Source organism: Acinetobacter sp. Marseille-Q1623, from assembly GCF_902809895.1.
Lineage (GTDB): Bacteria > Pseudomonadota > Gammaproteobacteria > Pseudomonadales > Moraxellaceae > Acinetobacter > Acinetobacter piscicola_A.
The window spans coordinates 1,472,411-1,489,442 of sequence record NZ_CADDWG010000001.1; the positions used below are offsets into that span (position 1 = coordinate 1,472,411).

The 17,032-nt window shown below is 38.0% G+C and carries 15 protein-coding genes; 8 read left to right on the forward strand and 7 right to left on the reverse strand.

Features of this window, described 5'->3' with window-relative positions:
- Positions 1–208: 208 nt before the first annotated feature.
- The 4 genes from HUV91_RS07000 (at position 209) to yiaA (ending at position 3,409) form a co-directional block, all read left to right on the forward strand.
- A complete protein-coding gene (locus tag HUV91_RS07000; protein WP_130072756.1) occupies positions 209–631 on the forward strand; it encodes a hypothetical protein in 423 nt (140 codons plus the stop codon).
- Between the two features lie 341 nt (positions 632–972).
- Positions 973–1,488, forward strand: coding sequence for a hypothetical protein (locus HUV91_RS07005; protein WP_130072757.1), 516 nt, complete (start codon positions 973–975; stop codon positions 1,486–1,488).
- Positions 1,489–1,694: 206 nt separating this feature from the next.
- The gene (locus tag HUV91_RS07010; RefSeq protein ID WP_174492961.1) at positions 1,695–2,702 is read left to right on the forward strand and encodes an LLM class flavin-dependent oxidoreductase; all 1,008 of its coding nucleotides are present in this window, start codon (positions 1,695–1,697) and stop codon (positions 2,700–2,702) included.
- A 215-nt stretch (positions 2,703–2,917) separates the two neighbouring features.
- Positions 2,918–3,409 (forward strand): inner membrane protein YiaA, encoded by a 492-nt coding sequence (yiaA, locus tag HUV91_RS07015; protein WP_130072759.1) that lies wholly within the window; start codon positions 2,918–2,920, stop codon positions 3,407–3,409.
- A 42-nt stretch (positions 3,410–3,451) separates the two neighbouring features.
- On the opposite strand, the gene pgaD is transcribed toward yiaA, so the two are convergent.
- The 5 genes from pgaD to HUV91_RS07040 all read right to left on the reverse strand — a co-directional run bounded on the left by pgaD (position 3,452) and on the right by HUV91_RS07040 (position 10,473).
- Positions 3,452–3,931 carry a poly-beta-1,6-N-acetyl-D-glucosamine biosynthesis protein PgaD gene (pgaD, locus tag HUV91_RS07020; protein WP_130072760.1) on the reverse strand — a complete coding sequence of 160 codons (480 nt, stop codon included), beginning with the start codon at positions 3,929–3,931 and terminating at the stop codon, positions 3,452–3,454.
- On the reverse strand, positions 3,928–5,172 hold the full coding sequence (gene pgaC / locus HUV91_RS07025; RefSeq protein WP_130072761.1) for a poly-beta-1,6-N-acetyl-D-glucosamine synthase: 1,245 nt from the start codon (positions 5,170–5,172) through the stop codon (positions 3,928–3,930). Before pgaC ends, pgaD begins: the two co-directional genes overlap by 4 nt.
- Entirely contained in the window at positions 5,169–7,034 is a 1,866-nt protein-coding gene (pgaB, locus tag HUV91_RS07030; protein WP_174492962.1) for a poly-beta-1,6-N-acetyl-D-glucosamine N-deacetylase PgaB, read from the reverse strand. The genes pgaC and pgaB overlap by 4 nt, the downstream gene beginning before the upstream one ends.
- Positions 7,034–9,502 (reverse strand): poly-beta-1,6 N-acetyl-D-glucosamine export porin PgaA, encoded by a 2,469-nt coding sequence (gene pgaA / locus HUV91_RS07035; protein WP_174492963.1) that lies wholly within the window; start codon positions 9,500–9,502, stop codon positions 7,034–7,036. Before pgaA ends, pgaB begins: the two co-directional genes overlap by 1 nt.
- A 515-nt stretch (positions 9,503–10,017) precedes the next feature.
- Positions 10,018–10,473: an Lrp/AsnC family transcriptional regulator gene (locus HUV91_RS07040; protein WP_174493603.1), complete on the reverse strand. Its 456-nt coding sequence runs from the start codon at positions 10,471–10,473 to the stop codon at positions 10,018–10,020.
- Between the two features lie 170 nt (positions 10,474–10,643).
- Here HUV91_RS07040 and HUV91_RS07045 point away from each other — a divergent pair, with 170 nt between their 5' ends.
- Both HUV91_RS07045 and HUV91_RS07050 read left to right on the forward strand, forming a co-directional pair.
- Entirely contained in the window at positions 10,644–11,390 is a 747-nt protein-coding gene (locus tag HUV91_RS07045; RefSeq protein WP_130072764.1) for an AzlC family ABC transporter permease, read from the forward strand.
- On the forward strand, positions 11,387–11,686 hold the full coding sequence (locus HUV91_RS07050) for an AzlD family protein (protein ID WP_174492964.1): 300 nt from the start codon (positions 11,387–11,389) through the stop codon (positions 11,684–11,686). Before HUV91_RS07045 ends, HUV91_RS07050 begins: the two co-directional genes overlap by 4 nt.
- 42 nt (positions 11,687–11,728) lie before the next feature.
- Here the strand turns inward: HUV91_RS07050 and HUV91_RS07055 are convergent, their stop codons facing one another.
- Complete coding sequence (locus tag HUV91_RS07055; protein WP_130072766.1) at positions 11,729–12,025, reverse strand: hypothetical protein; 297 nt, start codon at positions 12,023–12,025, stop codon at positions 11,729–11,731.
- Positions 12,026–12,070: 45 nt separating this feature from the next.
- The gene (gap, locus tag HUV91_RS07060) at positions 12,071–13,099 is read right to left on the reverse strand and encodes a type I glyceraldehyde-3-phosphate dehydrogenase (protein WP_174492965.1); all 1,029 of its coding nucleotides are present in this window, start codon (positions 13,097–13,099) and stop codon (positions 12,071–12,073) included.
- A gap of 505 nt (positions 13,100–13,604) precedes the next feature.
- On the opposite strand from gap, the gene HUV91_RS07065 reads away from it, so the two are divergent.
- Positions 13,605–14,036: a hypothetical protein gene (locus tag HUV91_RS07065; RefSeq protein WP_174492966.1), complete on the forward strand. Its 432-nt coding sequence runs from the start codon at positions 13,605–13,607 to the stop codon at positions 14,034–14,036.
- A 235-nt stretch (positions 14,037–14,271) separates the two neighbouring features.
- Positions 14,272–16,965, forward strand: coding sequence for an alanine--tRNA ligase (gene alaS, locus HUV91_RS07070; protein ID WP_174492967.1), 2,694 nt, complete (start codon positions 14,272–14,274; stop codon positions 16,963–16,965).
- Positions 16,966–17,032: the final 67 nt, after the last annotated feature.

Sequence of the window (17,032 nt, forward strand, 5' to 3'; positions counted from 1 at the left end):
CTTAAAATCGGACAATTTAATTCATCCTTTCTACATCATTTCGCAAAATATGCCATTTTAAAGCACAATTTTAATAGAAAGCATACATTCAGATACTAAACACCTTCATAAAGGGAAATCTTCTCCACATTTTCCATGTCGCCTTTTGTTACATTTACCTCATCGAATAGAGATATAGAGCTGTCCACCTCAGGACATGGAGCAAGACATGAAATTAAATGCATTATTATTAAGTTCTGCTTTAGCAGTAACCTCAGTTTTTACAGTAAGTGCCCATGCTGACAACTCAACTCGTATTGCTGCAACTTCTGCATTAGGTAGCGTGGCAGGAACTGCTATTGGTAAACAAATGGGCGGTAATACGGGTGCAATGATTGGTTCTGCACTCGGTGGTGCAGGCGGTGCTGCCGTAGCAACCAATAAGCGTGACCGTACTGCTGCTGCAATCGGTGGTGGTTTAGGCGGTGTAGGTGGCTATACTGTTGGTAAAAATGTGGGTGGCTCAACAGGCGGTTATATTGGTTCGGCTTTAGGTGCTGCGGGCGGTTCTGTTCTAGGTAAAAAAGTATCAGAAGACCGCCATTATGATGATCGTAAATACAACCGTAAATATCGTAGACATCATCGCTAAGCCTGTAGAATTAAGTTATAAGCACCTAAGTTTAGGTGCTTTTTTTATTGTCTTAAAATATTACACAGATCATCTCGGTTTATTGCAAAAATTTTATTATATCTAAATATTTAGAAATTATTTCCCTAGCCATATTCTGCAAAGTTGAACAGTTTAATCTTAAAATATTTTGATGCTTAAGTTCCCCCATTGCTAAAAATTAACGATGAATGAATAAAAGTTACAAATTGTTTACGCTTTGCATCCATTTCATTACAACAACATTCATAATCACACCGCAGTTGTTCGGTAAATTAAGCTCAAGTTAAAAATTTAGATAAGCTTCGAGAAGGAGTTTGAACATGAAATTACATGCAATGATTGGTGCAACTGTACTTGCAGCAACCTTAATGACCACCGCACATGCAGACAATGGCACACGGGTTGCCCTTTCTTCTGGCCTAGGTAGTGTCGTTGGTGCTGCAATCGGTAACCAAATGGGTGGTAGCACAGGTGCAATGATTGGTTCTGCACTCGGTGGTGCAGGCGGTGCGGCAGCATCAAGTAACCGCCGTGACCGTACAGGCGCTGCCATTGGTGGTGCATTAGGTGGTGCAGGTGGTTATAGTGTTGGTCGTAATGTGGCAGGTTCAACAGGTGGCTATGTTGGTGCAGGTTTAGGCGCAGCAGGTGGTTCAACTTTAGGACGTAAAGTCAGTGAAGACCGCCGTTATGATGACCGATACGATAATGATCGTTATGATCGCCGTTACAACGATCGAGGCTATCGTGGTAGCAACTACCGTTATAATGACCGAAACTACCGCCATGACAATGGTCGTCATTTAGGTCATTACAAACATAAACATCGCGACTAATCAAATCATCCATCATACATTTTATTTTTAAAAACACGTTTTAAGTTTTCACCTAGAAAATTGGATCACAAGCCGATTTTCTAGGTTTTTTATTTATAGGCATCTCACTTTAGATTTTGTAAATATTTTTTAATATCGAATATTTTCGATATGCAAACTGTTTTTTATATCGTATTATTTCGATATATCCTGTTTTGAGTATGCCAATGCGATCTTTAAAAAATACCCAATTTTCCATCTTAGAATTAGCCCCTGTTCGTGAAAATCAGGACGTGGCTTTTTCACTTCATCATGCACTTGAACTGGCACAGCATGCAGAAAAATTGGGATATGATCGTTTATGGCTCGCAGAACATCATAATATGGATGGGATCGCTAGCTCTGCAACAGCAGTATTATTAGGTTATCTCCTTGCAAATACCCACAGCTTAAAAGTGGGTTCAGGAGGCATTATGCTCCCTAACCATGCCCCCTTAGTCGTCGCTGAACAGTTTGGAACATTAGCAACACTCTATCCCAACCGCATTGAGCTGGGTTTAGGTCGTGCGCCAGGTTCAGACCAAGTTACTATGCGTGCTTTACGCCGTGGTCGCCAAGAAACTGAAGAACAATTCCCCAATGATGTGGTGGAAATTTTAAGTTATTTTGCTGATGCTCAACCTCATCAACGCATCACAGCAACTCCTGGACAAGGGACGCATGTGCCTGTTTGGTTATTAGGCTCAAGTTTATTTAGCGCACAACTTGCTGCACGACTAGGACTGCCCTACTCTTTTGCTTCACACTTTGCACCACGTATGTTAGGACAAGCGATTGCACTATATCGAGATAATTTCCAAGCATCGGCTTATCTAGATCAACCTTATGTGTCGATGGGTGTACCAACGGTGGTCGCTGAAACAGATGCTGAAGCAGAATATTTGGCAACCAGCGTTTACCAACGTATTCAAAATCTTGTGACAGGTGCACCGAGTATTAAACTCAAACCACCTGTAGAAAGTATGGAAGGTCGTTGGTCTGTTGCAGAAAAAATGGCTGTCCAAAACTTTTTAGCAATGGCACAAATTGGCTCACCCACTACAGTCAAACAAGGCTTAGAAAATTTACTAGAACAGTATGAGGTCGATGAGTTTATTTTTACTTGTGACATCTATGACACACAAAAACGTTTAGACAACTTCAGTTTATTGATGGACATAAAAACATCTTTATAGATGATACTGATCTTTTAGGTTTAGACTCAAAATAGCCATCATTGTATGGTTATTTTTATATCCATGTTTTAAAAGCTGAAAAATAAAATCGTAAACAAAAAATTGAGCCGTTTATTTTTAAATTTCATGCCCTTTTATTTGAAACAATTTGCCATCCCTTTTCCTTTCAGCATAATGAATGATATAAAACAGTAAAAGCGATAAGGAAAATAACAATGGATCAATTCATCAATAAACCAACCCCAGCTTTTATTGCTGCAAGTTGGGTTGCCTTACTTGCAGGTGCGGTTGCCTATATGGTGGGATTATTTAATGCAGATATGTTATTGAATGAAAAAGGTTATTATTTAATTCTGATTTTATATGGTTTGTTTTCAGCAGTTTCATTACAAAAAATTATCCGTGATCGACTTGAAGGTATGCACGTCACACCTATTTATTTTGGATTATGTTGGGCATCAGTGATCATTTGCATTGTACTTTTAGCCATGGGTTTATGGAATGCAAATCTACTCTTAAGTGAAAAAGGTTTTTATATTATGGCTTTTTTACTGAGCTTATTTGGTGCTGTGGCGGTACAAAAAAATATTCGAGATTTAGAATATATTCGCAATAAAAATGCACCCGAACTCACCACAAAAATTTTAGAGGAAAATCATAAGGCCATTGAATCTACAAAAGATATTTATAGTGATGAAAAGTTTTAACGCTGAATAAGAGGTGCTTTTCGCACCTCTTATTGAATCCATTTATGCTTTTTTCAACTCATAATCAGACAATACACCTTCATCATCATAATGCAGTACGATACTTTTAGATTTTTGAATTTTTGATAATTCATCTGTACTGATTAAAAAGTCCTCTGCCAAAGTAGACTGAGTCACATTTAACACTTTAGGATCTTTAGTTTTGCGATAGCGTAACCAATTATAACTTGCCCACAGCAACAAAGAGGCACAGCACAGCATAACAATCAATGCCAACCAAGCAAAATTGTACAATTGCACATAAATTTGTTCAGCAAAAATATAATTTTTAATCAATTTAACCTGATAAACCCATAAAATGGCTGTGACCAAAGGCAATAATAGCAGCGTCCAGAGCATCCACCCCATCATTTGCAAGGTATAATGCATTGCTTTATTTTTCACATAATGAGGTTGGTCAATATATTCAGGAATATCGAGCTTCGACTCATCTGTAATTATATTTGATTGGAAATCACTCATACATCATCTCCTCTAAAACCACGATCTGGACTGACCCATCTCGCTCTCTTTTTTTGCGCAAATAATGCCTTTGGTACAGCAGCAATTGTGGTTGCTGCCCCTAAAAGCCAGAAAAATAAGGGATACCAGATCACCCAAAAATAATTTCTAAAAAACCGACGATCATCGTAGCGTTTATCAATATATAAACTGATGAAGAATTGGATCAGACAGGTAATGGCTAGAATCACGCCATACCATTGTGGAAGTAATGATTTTATATACCATGCTTCAGGCAAACTGAAGAATAAACCTACAAAAAACACAATAATAATAAGCAAAATAACATAAGCCCAAACCATACTCATCAATGCTTCCAAAGCCACAGGCCACATCTTTAATGCACTGATTTTAAAAAGTTTCGGGAAATAACTACGCAGTACTTCAACACCACCTTGCGCCCAACGTACACGCTGTTTCCATAAGCCCGTAAACGTTTCAGGCATATAGATATAGCACAGCGCATTTGGCACATAATGAATATCCCATTGTGCTAATTGGATTTTCCAAGAAATATCTATATCTTCCGTGATCTTATCATCTGACCAAAAACCCACCTGTTCTAATGCTGTTTTACGAAAGCCTGCAATTACCCCTGACACTGTGAAAATACGTCCATAGGTTCGTTGCGCACGTTTAATCAAACCAATAATGGATGAAAACTCACCTACTTGTAGTTTTCCTAAAATGCTAGAACGATTTAGAATACGTGGATTACCTGTAACAGCGCCCACACGATTGAATTTAGTCAAATGGTGCATCATCCAAATTGCAGCATGTGGATGCAACAATGCATCACCATCAATACAAATTAAATACTCAAACTGACTGACCATCATGCCTGAACGTAAAGCAAACGCTTTACCTTGATTTTCAGCGAGATGTACCACACGCAAACTCGGATATTGCTGTGCTAACTCATCTAAAATTTCTGCGGTACGATCAGAACTACCATCATTCACCGCAATCACTTCAAATTTTGGATATTGTGTTTGTAAAGCATAGCGAATGGTTTCTCGAACTTGGGCTTCCTCATTAAAACATGGAATAATAATGCTACAGCCTTGTTGGGAAATCTCAGGTAATTGGTTTTGTTTGTATTCTCGTTTAAAGAAAAACCATAAGCCACCAATCATCCACGTCCAAGCCATCACGAGAGGATATAAAAAAGCAAAAAGAAATAAATACTCAATGATGGTCATGGCGACTTCCCTTTCGTTGTATAAATAAAGGGATTGCGATAGGTCAATGGACTTTGGTTCAAACTTAATGGTGTATATAAATAGGTTTGAATTTTGGCTGCGTTATTTAAGTCATAACGATTTACTGCCAACTTTTGAATACCTATCCGTTGTAATACTAAAAAGTTGGCTTGAATATTCTGCCAATTTTGTTCTGTTTGTACTGAATCCAACACCAAAGTCACCATTATTTTGGCTTTTTGCTCTGTATTCAACGACTGAACTTGCTGTATAAATTGTTTAAAAGTTTGTGGTTGACGAATACTGTCTAATTCAAAATTAAATAGCTCAACCTGATCATGATATTGATTAAGAAATGCCAACAATTTGTCCGACTTCAGTTCAGACAGTTGCACTTGCAAGCCCAATTTAAATGGATTACTGATATTAGAATAACGAGCAGCATTTTGATTTAAATGTTTTAAAGTCTGTAACAGATGCTTTTGTTGCTCAGCACAAGACAATGTCTCCACACGCTGAAAAACGCATTGCACTGCTGTATCTGTATTTAAAATAATGCCATCTAAACCTGTATTATTTTTCAACAATTCTGTGGCTAGTTGCACTGAAAACTGCGCTTTCTGCTGTTCCAAAGCATAGGGCAATTGTGCATAAACACTATTAAAAATTCTTGTTTTTGCTTGCCAAACTGTTCGATTTAGCACATCTGCTTTGACAGGCAAATCGTGATTTGGGAAATAGGCAGAATCATATACGCCATCTCGGTCCTGGTCTTCCACGACATTTAATAACAACGCATTACTTTTTAAAGCATTGGTTAAATCTAAAATTTGTCCCAATTGCTGATCGGCTTGCGCATAGTTTTGTGAAAACTGACCTAAATCTAAACTCAGCGCACGAATTGGCTCATACAGCGTAAAAGCTTTGTAGTGAATAGAATCCGTCATTTGTTCATACAAATCTTCTGAATTTGGATTATTCACTGCCAATCCTCGTTGGAAAGTGCCATCTTGCACATGATTAACTGCATCTGTCCCTAGACTAAAAGACAATGGCAACCCCGCTTGCTGCGCTAATTTTTCAGTTTCAACATTCACTGCACCATAAGGCCAAATGATGGCCATAGGAGCAACCCCAACTTCTTTAGTCAAAATTTCTCTGGATTTTCTTAAATCTTGCAGAAGACGTTGCTCATATTCTTGCTGTGTTTCATAACGTTTTGATGCGGCTAAATATTGTCGTGTAATTGCCGCAGGTTGTTGATTATTTTGCGGATTAGCTAAAATACCTTGATGTAAATCATGTGAATGACTGGCAAACTCAACCCATCCTGATTTTTGCATTTCTCGCACTTGATCCCATGTCATTGCATTGCCTTGACCATAGGCTTCATAAATGGCTTTAGTATTGCCATTCATCCAACTGGTCACCAATGCAAAGACCACGGGAATTTTATATTCCTTCACCAAAGGAAATACTCGACTATAATGACTTAAAGCACCATCATCAAAGCTAATAAGCACTGCATTTTTAGGTAAAGCTGTACCTCCCTGGCGTGCCTGCATAATCTGTTTCAAACTCACAGGATGCCAATCCGAACGTTTTAGCCACTCAAAAAATTGCACCAAATTTTGTGTGCTTATTGCATAAGGATCTCGATCTCCAACTTTCAGGACATCATCTCGCACATCATGAAAAGTTAAACTGACAAAATGCTGCTGATCAAAAAAGACCTTTTGTTCAGCTTTAACCATTAACTGCGCTAAGGGTTGATCTGCAAAAGCAGATCCACATATCACTAAACAGGCACTCATCAATACTGATTTTGAAAGCTGTTTCGAAAATTGCTTGAAATTTTTCATTAGAAACGCCCCTCAAAACCTAAATTGCCATAGACTTGTTTTTCATATTCACCATCGTAAGCGTGAATGCCATAACCTATGCCATAACGTAAAGCCCATGTCCTCGACAATTTCCATATATGTTGATATTGCAAATCAGCGATTGGTTTACTGTCAAAGTTTTGTTGTTGAAAAACACCTACACCGAAGCCAAAGCGTTGAGTCAATGAGCGTTCATATTCACGCCAAGTTAACCAATCATGAGTTAGATTCACGCCCACACTAGCACTTTGTTTTGGGCTAAAATAAGACACATTATTCAGTCGATTTTTCCCATAATATGCATTTAGACCTGCAGTTGTGGTGTGATGTGGACGAAGAAAAATACGCTGAGAATAATCCACAGAAAGCTCTTGCCTTAAATTACCATCATCAATATCGGTCATGTTGTAGCCAAAGCCCGCTTGGCGAGATTCGTTTTGTTTCCAACGAATACCCCCACCAAAAGAATATCCTTCTTTATCTAGTTCAACGGCTTGTAATGGAATATCCGCTTGGCTATTGGCATTTAAATAATATTGCCAATGATCATTCAATTGATGCGTCCATTCAGCTTCTATCCCTTGCCGCTCTGCATGACTATTTTGCGATGCGGTCACAGTGAGCGATTTGCGTTGATCTTGCCATTGCACCCCGACACCATAACGTTGCTGCTCTAAATCGCCTTGACGATATTTTCCCCAAATATCACGATGCTCAATAAAAGCACGATAATTATCAGCAAACCACGGCGTATAAATGGTGGTATTCAACTCGCGATCACGAGACCCTTTTAAACCTTCTGAAATATTACTTTGGTCTGCATGACTACGAGAAAAACGACTGCTGTGTTGAATCGTGGCATGATCACGATCTTCTAACTCTTTGCGACTTTTCAGCACACCTGTATCATTTGGATAATCTTGGCTCAATTGCACATTAAGCTGTCGCCAATCTTGGATATTGCCCAAAGCCTGTGCATTTTGCATCTGATTAATTCGAGTTTGCTTGGTCACAGGTAATAAACCATTTAAACGAGCCAAGGTCTGGGCAGCTTGCTCAGGTTTATCACGCCAACGCTGAATTTGGGAAAGCTGATTTAACCCATCATCCGTATTTGAAGTCTTTTCCACCAATCCTTCAAAGTAGGGCTCAGCGATATCCAAACGATTACTATATGCCCAGTTTAAGCCGCGCAAACCAATATATTGCGTACGATCAGTATGTACGGATTTATCCACACCTTTGGCTTGACTATACTGAAATGTTGGCAATAAATGATCAATCTCATGAATCAATTGATTGGCTTGATCATATTTTTCTTGTTCAATCAATGAATAATAAAAAGCACTATAAACCGACATATCTGAATAATTTTTTTCAGTAATCAAGGTACGATATAACTGCTCTGCTGATGCAGCCTGACGTTGTGCCAAATACGCATCTGCAATGGCTTGACGCACATAAGGAGGCATAGTTGTTACAGGAGGCAAGCTCACATGACTTAAAATATATAATACTTGTTGCGAACGCCCCCGATAACTCAACGCATATAAATAGTCATAATAAAAACGATTAAAAAAAGGCTGCACCCATGTATTCTGCTGTGCAATCTGATCTGCTTCAACCAAAATCCGATCTAACTTTTCATAACTGACTGCATCACTTTCACCACGACTAGACAAATATTGATGACGCTTCACCGCAGCATTCATTTCTTGTGCCAAATGTCCAAGCTGAATTTGCTGACTTAAATGACTTTCCCATAGTGTGTTCGGATATTGCTTCATCAAGGCATCAGCACGCTGATAACTGCCCAATGCCATTAAACTGTTGACATATTCTTTTTGAATATTTTGATCTAATGGCTTTTTTTCATACGCATATTGAATTGCATGCAGTGCCTCAGCAGGATGGTTAATCATTCGATAACTATAAGCAACCTGCATCAGTTGATCTGCAGTTAACGCTTTTAAATCTATTGTTTTTAAAATTTCATAAGCTTGTGGTGCTTGTTTATTTTCACTATATAAAATTGCTTTTAAAATATTCACTTGCTTCTGATTTTGCTTTTGATCAGACTCAAATTGCTGCAATAAAGAAAGTGCTTGGCTAAATTGTTTTTGATCTCGTAATAATTTTACCACGGTCAACTGAGCATACTCAGGAAACTGTTTTGGCTGAATCCGCTGTGTTAAATTCAATAAGGTCACAACATCCAATTGATGAATCGGGGCAACCACCATTAAATAATCAGCAATCATCTTTTGATTATCAGGATATTGTTTTAATAATTCTGTCAGTGCTACTAATCCTTGTTGTGTTTGACCATTTTTTATTTGTAGTACCGCCTGCTCTCTTAACATATCAGGTGTGTTTGCTGCATAAGTTATACTGACACCTAAATAAAAAAACATACCCAAAGGAAAAAAATAACGTGGCTTATGCATAATAGATCTAATTAAAATGTGAACTGTTTATCGTTTTAATTCTATAAAGATATAAATCATATGCTGTTAACTTATGTTCACACTATTTTTTTGTCGATTTAAAAAAATTAATTACATATCAAGATGCTATGATTATTTAGCTTTTAAGGGAAAATTTATTTTATATTTTCACGTAATTCTTATCTATATATTTGTATAAAAAATTTTAAATAATACTTAATAAATACTTCACAATAAAGCTAAAAAATTAGCCCTTCAAAAGAAGTATCACCATAACCAAGACAAACACATTTTATGATAACAGAATTACAATATGTATTTCATAATAAAAAACAAACTTTTATAAATTATTTTGTGCAAATCAAGCACAAAAAAATTTTACCGATCGGTATATTTTTGGTAAATATTTACAATATATTTACCGTATTGATATGTTACAAAAATTAATAACCAAGTGAGAACCTCAGATTAATTATTCGCTTTTTCGGCAGAAATTAAAAATTTACTTAGGCTATTTAACCCAATGGTAATGCTGTAGTCAGCTTGATTTTCTGCAAAGGAATTTCAGTTTTCACATTTTGAATCCCTGAGATTTTATTTAAACGTTGAATTTGAAATTTACGATATGCATCTAAATCTGTAACAACAATACGCAAAAAGAAATCACAATCACCTGCCATCAATTGGCATTCCACAATTTCGGGAATATCCATCACAGAATCAATAAAATGATTGACAGTTTTTTCATCCTGCCCTTTGAGCCAAATACGTGCAAACACAGTTAAACCTAGATTGACTTTTTGTGGGTCGATTAATGCTGCATAGTGATGAATCACGCCAGCATCCTCAAGTTGTTTGACACGGCGTAAACAGGGTGATGCAGATAACCCAACCCGTTCAGCGAGTTCATTGTTTGTTAATTTTCCATCCTGTTGCAAAGTCTGCAAAATCCTTCGATCAATCGCATCCAACTTCATCAAGCTTCACTTTTTAAAATATTATTGCTTATACTTTATTTTCTAAAGCAATATATTTCAATCTTTAAAAATATTTTAGAAAATTTAGCGAAAAATTTCATATTTACTAGCATAAAATAATGCATTGAAAATTATTTCTGCTTTGTCTTGCTTGAGTCATTACCATGTTCACGTTCAAAAACACATCGAAAACATTGAGTTATTCACCTCATTTCCGGGAGTTTTTACGTGGTCTAAAAGTCTCAATCCCGCTCTTACTTGGCATTATTCCTTTTGCTTTAGTGCTCGGTGCACAAGCTACACAAAAAGGTTTTTCAGTCCTTGAAGTACCTTTACTTACAGGTTTAAATTTTGCAGGTGGGTCTGAATTTGCCATTTTGGAAGTTTGGACTAATCCACCGAATATTATTATGTTGATGTTTATTACTTTTTTAATTAATAGTCGACATTTATTAATGGGGGCAAGCTTCGTTCCTTATTTACGCCATTTACCCAATAAAACTGCCTTTTCAGCCCTATTTTTCATGTGTGATGAAAGTTGGGCTTTGGGCTTGGCAGATGCACAAAAAAAGCAAAAGAGTTTGGGGGTTCAACAGGCATTTAGTCTAATGTTTTACGCAGGTCTTTGTTTTGCTTTATATGTGATGTGGATCGGATTTACCACTTTAGGGGCATGGATCGGTCCTATGTTTGGTGACATTAGTCGTTTTGGTTTCGATATGGCATTTCCTGCGGTATTTTTAGTTTTACTACGTGGCATGTGGAAAGGCATACGTGCGGCGCGTCCGTGGTTGGTTAGTTTAATTGCAGCAGCATTGGCCTATCATTTTTTACCTTCAAGTTGGTATATTCCCGTCGGTGCAATCAGCGGCATTATTTCCGCTTTCTTTTTGATTGGAGATGATGAATGATTCACTCAGCAACATTAATTGCAATCTTATTTATTGCAGCCACCACCTATTTAACACGTATTTTAGGCTACGTGCTGTTAAAAAATAAAACCTTGACCCATAAGCAACGTAAAATTATGGAAGTTGTTCCCGGCTGTGTCCTCATCTCCGTCATTGCACCTTATTTTGTACGTCATCATCCCGCCGATCTGATGGCCATCATGATTACATTGTTGGCTGCATCACGCTTTTCGTTATTGCCTACAGTTATTATCAGTATGTTTTCAGCGGCGTTATTGCGACTGATATGGGTTTAGTTCTGACCTACACGCTCTTTAAATAAATATATTTAAGGCGCTTTATGGTTTAATCACTTTAGCAATTAAATCCACCAAATCACGATTTTGCCCTTCCAAATTTTTTACTTTACTGGTGGTCTGCTCTAATAACTCACTTTGACCATGCACATTATTGGCTAAATCATGCATAATTTTCAAAGTTTTAGCCAAATGCTCCTCATGATGAATCAAGCGTTTTTCTTGTGCAGCCAATACTTTTTCCGTCTCAAGTGCTTGCTTTTTTAAACTAATTACTTGCCATAACAATACAAGGATTGCCAAATATGCCAACCCCACACTGATTAAAAGAATCCCCATACATTCCCCCTAAATTTTGTAGTTATTTTAAAAAGCATGAAGTCTTTATTTAAAATAAAAAGACTCACATAAATCTAATAAGCGATTTGCATAACCCCATTCGTTGTCATACCAAGCAAATACTTTGGCTTGATGCCCAACCACCATGGTTTGTGTTAAGTCCACCACCAAAGAATATGGTGAATGATTAAAATCACTCGACACCAATGGCTCATCGGTCACTGCCATAATTTCTGCATAATCATATTTTGCAGCAGCGGTAAGCTTTTGATTAATTAATTCAGCGCTTAAGTCTGAAGGTGTGGTAAAGGTCAAATCAATTGCTGCCACATTAATGGTCGGTACACGAATCGAATAACCATCAATACGATTCTCCATTTTCGGCATCACTTGTTTTAATGCCCCCAAAGCCGAAGATGTTGTTGGAATAATATTTTGTCCCGAAGCTCTTGCACGACGTAAATCACGATGTGCTCGATCCAACACAGATTGATCCGCAGTAACCGCATGAATTTCAGTCATCAGTGCGGTGTCAATGCCAAATTCATCATCTAAAATTTTCACCAAAGGCACAAGTGCCTGCGTGGTACATGAGACACTTGAAATGATTTGATCAGTTTTTTTCACATCATGATGGTTTACACCATAGACAATGGCGGCATCCACCGTATCAAATGGTGCAGCGCCAATGATCACACGTTTCGCACCTGCGCGAATGTGCTGAGTTGCTGCTTCACGCGAGCGGAATAAACCAGTACATTCCAACACAACATCTATGTTTAAATTATGCCACGGTAAATTTTCAGGCTTGGCTTGTTGTAAAATTTGTACTCTAAGCTTGGTTTGACGTGCGTCTATACATAGAAAAACATTGTCATTTTCTTGCTCAACATTCACCGCACCATCAAAGCGCCCATGCGTGGAATCATATTTAAAAAGATGGACTAAGGTTTCAACATCGGCAACATCATTGATCGCAACAATTTCAAAATGAAAAGGTTTTGGATTTTCAAACCACGCTCTTAACACATTTCGTCCGATTCGCCCAAATCCATTAATTGCCACACGTTGCATCGTTTTTCCTTCGGATTGAAAACCTTTGTATCCGCCTTATGTTAATGGATTTTCGCTACGCTTAGATATAGTGAAATACAAACAATCCCATTTAAAATCAATTTAAACCTTAAATAATACGTGTACTTTAAGCCAAAGATAAGGATCTCGTAAAATGAAAATAACCACTCCTCTTGTCATGACCATAGCATTCAGTTGCTGCTCAGCACTTTATGCACAAACACATTATCAACGATGTAGCACTCTTGAAATAAATCAGTTCATCAGCATCTCACGTATCCAAAACTTATCTTAATCAAAAAGAAGTTGCCCGTTTTAATCCAGATTTTCAAGATTGTTTAATTATAAATTCAAAGCATGCTTTGCTTGTGCTCTAAGTCAAGCACTAGATCAAGCTTCAGATAACGCTGGAAATTATCAAATTGATTTATTTCTAATCCAGCGTTAAAAACAAAAACTCATTCAACATTATCATCATCCCGAAATACTTATCCCGCAAACACGCTTGCAAAATATCAAATTTGATGTGAATGCTTTTTCAAATATTCAAGATCAGCATGTGATTGGCTTAGCATTCAATGATATTCATATCGGCGGTGTAAATAGCTCAACGCGAACTTTACAATTATTCCACGTACAACCGACACAACCCATCACATGGGTTCTGCAAGACTTCATCACTGATCAGTCAGCAAGCTCAGCACCTTATCAATACGATGATGCTCAGCGTTCTGAACTCAAAAGAAAATTCATTTTACTGCGCTCCAAAACACACGGTTTAGCTGATCTCCGAATCAATGAAAATATAGAAAATATTCATGTGGATATGCAAAACTGCCATGTCAAAACCATTCAACAAAAACAATCGCAAATTTTAAAATTTGATGGCAAAAAATATTATTTTAAAGCTAAAAATTTGTTGCAAATCGATATTTAACACTGAACCAATGAGTTGACTATCACGCCTTACCTTGGACATGTATGTGATAAATTTTGCTCAATCGTTGATTTTAACTATAAATCATACTTATTCCCCTGAAAATCATTGGTGGATCAAGCTTTTTCCGTTATAATTTGGCGTTTTAAAAAATTAAGCCCGTGTATAGTGAAGCATAAAAGTTAGACTTTACTACACACTTTTAGCCAATACGAAATTGAGGAGTGACTTGGTTGTGAGTACTCGTTTTATGACAACTGCTGAAATACGTGAAGCATTTTTGCGTTACTTTGAATCGCAAGGACATACACGTGTCGCGTCGAGTTCACTTGTACCCGCCAACGACCCTACTTTGCTTTTCACCAATGCAGGGATGAACCAATTCAAAGACTGTTTCTTAGGTCTTGAAAAACGTGACTATGTACGCGCAACAACATCACAAAAATGTGTACGTGCAGGCGGTAAACATAACGATTTAGACAACGTCGGTTATACAGCACGTCACCATACTTTCTTTGAAATGCTAGGTAACTTCTCTTTTGGTGATTATTTTAAGCGTGATGCCATCCGTTTTGCTTGGGATTTCCTCACAGGCGAAGAATGGTTAGCACTGCCTAAAGATAAATTGTATGCCACTGTTTACCATACAGATGACGAAGCATTTGACATTTGGAACAAAGAAATTGGTCTAGATGCAAGCCGTATCATCCGTATTGGTGACAACAAAGGTGAAAAATACGCTTCAGATAATTTCTGGGCAATGGGTGACACAGGTCCATGTGGTCCATGTTCAGAAATCTTCTTTGACCATGGTGACCATATTTGGGGTGGTTTACCAGGTACGCCTGAAGAAGATGGCGACCGTTATATCGAAATTTGGAACAACGTATTCATGCAGTTTAACCGTACTGCTGATGGCATTTTACATGACCTTCCAGCTCCATCTGTCGATACAGGGATGGGCTTAGAGCGTATTTCTGCGGTTTTACAACATGTAAATTCAAACTACGAAATCGATTTATTCCAAAACTTACTTAAAGATGCTGCTGAAATTATCGGCGTCGACATGACAGAAGCTGTTGCAACAGCGCAAGCAAATAATACCCCTGTAGAGTATCCTGCTTCGCTTAAAGTTGTTGCTGACCATGCACGTTCATGCTGCTTCCTCATTGCTGATGGCGTCAATCCTTCTAACGAAGGTCGTGGCTATGTACTCCGTCGTATTATCCGCCGTGCAGTACGTCACGGTAATAAAATGGGCGCAACGGGCACATTCTTCTACAAAATGTTGCAACCATTGATCAATGTCATGGGTGAAGCCTACCCTGAATTGGTTGAACGTCGTCAAGTCATCGAAACTGCGCTCATCCGCGAAGAAGAATTATTTGCTAAAACACTTGAGCAAGGTTTGAAATTGCTTGAAGGTGAACTTGCAAACCTTAAAGGTAAAGTCATTCCGGGTGCAACAGTATTTAAACTTTATGATACTTACGGCTTCCCAACGGATTTAACTGCAGACATCGCACGTGAACGTGAATTAGAAATTGACGAAGCTGGTTTTGAAGTTGAAATGGCTGCACAACGTCAACGCGCACGTGATGCAGGCAAATTCGCCGTTGACTATAACAGCATTGTGAAAGTTGAAGGTGAAACTCAATTTGACGGTTATGATGCAACTCAAGGTCAAGGTCAAATCGTTGCGATCTATAAAGACGGCGTACAAGTTGATGAAGTAGTTGAAGGCGACGAAGCTTTAATCGTACTCAACCAAACACCTTTCTATGCAGAAAGCGGTGGTCAAATCGGTGATACAGGTATTTTCAAAAACGATACCGGTATTTTCGAAGTTCAAGATACTAAAAAATCGGGTGGTGCATTTGTACACCAAGGTATCGTGACCATGGGTAGCTTAAAAGCAACTCAAGCAGTTGAAGCAATTGTAAAAGCCGATATTCGTGATGCCACTGCACGTAATCACTCTGCAACTCACCTTTTACATGCTGCTTTACGCCAAGTTTTGGGCGAACATGTTCAACAAAAAGGTTCATTGGTTGCGTCTGACATTTTACGTTTTGACTTTGCCAACGACCAACCTGTTTCATTTGCACAAATTCAGCAGATTGAACGTATTGTCAATGCTGAAGTGATTGCTAATACTGCTGTTTCTACTGAACTGCTTGACATCGAAGCTGCTAAAGAAAAAGGCGCAATGATGTTGTTCGGTGAAAAATATGGCGACGAAGTTCGTGTACTTTCTATGGGTACAAGCAAAGATGAGAAAAACTTCTCAATCGAACTTTGTGGTGGGATCCATGTAAAACGTACAGGTGATATTGGTCTTTTCAAAATCACATCTGAAGGCGGTGTTGCTGCGGGTGTACGTCGTATCGAAGCTGTGACAGGTACCAAAGCACTTGAAGTTGTACAAAAAGTGGATGCGGATATTGTTCACATCAATGATTTGCTCAAAGCGCAAAAAGACCAAACGGTTGAGAAAATTGAGCATTTAGCTGCTAATGCTTCAAGTTTGCAAAAGCAAATTGAGCAATTGAATCAAAAATTGGCAAACTTCCAAGCAGATGAATTGCTTAATCAAGTGCAAGAAATCGCAGGTCGTAAAACTTTAATTACCACTGTACAAAATACTGATGCAAAAGCATTACGTAATTTACATGATGGTGTGAAATCTAAACTCGATCATGCCATTATTGTCATTGCTGGTATTGATGCTGATAAAGTGAGCCTAATCGCTTCTGTCGCAAAAGAATTCACTTCAACTGTAAAAGCAGGCGACATCATTAAACACCTAGGTCAAGAGCTTGGTGGTAAAGGTGGTGGTAAACCTGATCTGGCACAAGGTGGTGCGCCATACAGTGATCAATTAGCAACTGTAATGACAAATTTAAGTACTTGGATTGCAGAAAAATAATCGGTTGAATATTTCATAATTTAATAAGGCTTTGTATATGCTTTTACATTCAAAGCCTTATATAAAC